At 45.9% G+C, this 1,648-nt stretch carries 5 protein-coding genes; all 5 read left to right on the top strand.

Annotated features, from left to right (window positions below):
• Positions 1-497: hypothetical protein (locus Q0256_RS05480; RefSeq protein ID WP_297960885.1), on the top strand; the 497-nt coding region annotated here is incomplete at its 5' end.
• Positions 494-832 carry a hypothetical protein gene (locus Q0256_RS05475; RefSeq protein ID WP_297960882.1) on the top strand — a complete coding sequence of 113 codons (339 nt, stop codon included), beginning with the start codon at positions 494-496 and terminating at the stop codon, positions 830-832. The genes Q0256_RS05480 and Q0256_RS05475, both read left to right, overlap by 4 nt.
• The gene (locus Q0256_RS05470; RefSeq protein ID WP_297960880.1) at positions 816-1,049 is read left to right on the top strand and encodes a hypothetical protein; all 234 of its coding nucleotides are present in this window, start codon (positions 816-818) and stop codon (positions 1,047-1,049) included. Before Q0256_RS05475 ends, Q0256_RS05470 begins: the two co-directional genes overlap by 17 nt.
• 88 nt (positions 1,050-1,137) lie before the next feature.
• A complete protein-coding gene (locus Q0256_RS05465) occupies positions 1,138-1,479 on the top strand; it encodes a phage holin family protein (protein ID WP_297960878.1) in 342 nt (113 codons plus the stop codon).
• A partial coding sequence (locus tag Q0256_RS05460; RefSeq protein ID WP_297960875.1) for a DUF5675 family protein occupies positions 1,460-1,648 on the top strand: 189 nt, incomplete at its 3' end. The genes Q0256_RS05465 and Q0256_RS05460, both read left to right, overlap by 20 nt.

Below are 1,648 nucleotides of genomic sequence, written 5' to 3'. Positions count from 1 at the left end.
ATAGCTATTTCGCCAAAGTGAACGCCTTGGCGGTGGCGCTGCTGATATTTGCCTTTTTCCATAATTTCTACATAGCCATCATCTGCGGGCTCGGGTATTTGCTAGGCGAGGCTAAAGGCTGGGGTGTATGGATAGGCGCCTTGACGAGCCACGGAGCTGATAAAGGCGAGAGTGAAAGTCGCGGCATAGAATGGCTTGCGGGGCGTTTTATATCTCGCGCGCGCTGGATTGCGTTTTGCAGGGTGTGTCTATTTATCAGGGGACTGATTTGGTGGCTGCCGGTATTCGTGCCGCTAGCCTTTGCGGGTCTTTACGCCGCGCCGTTTCTAGCCGTAGCTCTTGCGGCGGGCTTCCCGCTTGCTTGCGAGTTAGGTTACCGCATGTATTTTAAATTTAGGCTCAAGAAGCTTGAGATTGAAAGTGCATGGGCTAGGCAGGAGCTATTTTACGGCGCGATGCAGGACGCGGCATTTTTAATTTTATGGGTGATGCTATGAACTTTAAAATTTACCTTGGAATTATCGCAGCGCTCATTTTTACTTGCCTTGCGCTGGCAGGGTGGAACCATAGTCTCAAAAGTAAGATCGAGCAGCTGAATAAAGACCTAGTATTTGTCAAGACGCAAGAGCTCATCAGCTCCTCGAATTTGGACGCTTGCAACGCCAAGATCGATCTGCAAAATGAGCGGATAAAAAATATGGAAGTAAAAAATATCAAAGAGGTAGAACAAAAGGTGGTGACTAAATTTGAAAGGATTAAGGAGCCTATCAACGGCGAGTGTCAGAACAAGGTGAAATTTTATGAGGAGCTGATAAATGAAATGGCTCGTTAGCGTTTTCGCTTTGTTTTTGATCGGATGTAGCAAGCCCAACATCATAACTAGGACGGAGTATAAAGAAGTTTATATCCCCGTAAAATGTATCAAGGCGATGCCAAAAAAACCGAGCTATGATTTTACGCCCGCAGCAGCAAAAGCGCTAATGCGCTACTACAAGACCTGCGAGGAACTACTAAGGGAGTGCAGCGATGGAAATGATCCTAAGAGCTAAGAAGTTTTGGCTTAGCAAAAGAGCAATCATAGAGATCGTTATTTCGATTTTGCTGATGCTTTTATTTACGATGTAAAAGAAGTGAGCAATGGAACTATTAGACAAGGTGGGGTTTTATTTTTGGGTCATTTTAGTGGGCTTTATCGGCGGCATACTTGATTATATCGACAGCGGTAGCAAGAAAAAGGCTACGAGCGTCATTGTGGGGATTGCAACGTCGATGTTTTTGGGCTGGATAGGCTTTGAGATGGCGAATTTCTTTATAAAAGATACGAGGGCGTCGCTCGCAATCTGCGGGTTTCTTGCTTGGCGTGGAACCGAATGGATTAAAGAGACCGTGGACCGGGCAATCAATAGTAAGCTTAACCGGCACGATGAATATTTTGATAAATTTGAGGAAAGAGGCGACTATGAAGATAAAGATAAATAGATTTAAAAACATTCACGACGGCACGATTGGAAAACTAACGATCACGGACGACGGAAAAAGGCTTTTTGAGTGTTTCACCCTTGAGCCAGCAGGCGGCGATACTACGGCTAGCGGCAAGGATAGACGGATTCCGGCGGGGCGATATCAAATGGAGTGGCACAATAGCCCG

Origin of the sequence: uncultured Campylobacter sp. (assembly GCF_937949835.1) — a bacterium.
Lineage (GTDB): Bacteria > Campylobacterota > Campylobacteria > Campylobacterales > Campylobacteraceae > Campylobacter_B.
The sequence above is the reverse complement of the archived record's forward strand: the minus strand, read 5'-3'. Positions and strand labels throughout refer to the sequence as shown.

Excerpts from the sequence above, each read along its gene's own strand:
- Q0256_RS05470 (WP_297960880.1), top strand. The coding sequence starts at position 816 with ATGAAATGGCTCGTTAGCGTTTTCGCTTTGTTTTTGATCGGATGTAGC.
- Q0256_RS05465 (WP_297960878.1), top strand. The coding sequence starts at position 1,138 with ATGGAACTATTAGACAAGGTGGGGTTTTATTTTTGGGTCATTTTAGTG.
- Q0256_RS05475 (WP_297960882.1), top strand. The coding sequence starts at position 494 with ATGAACTTTAAAATTTACCTTGGAATTATCGCAGCGCTCATTTTTACT.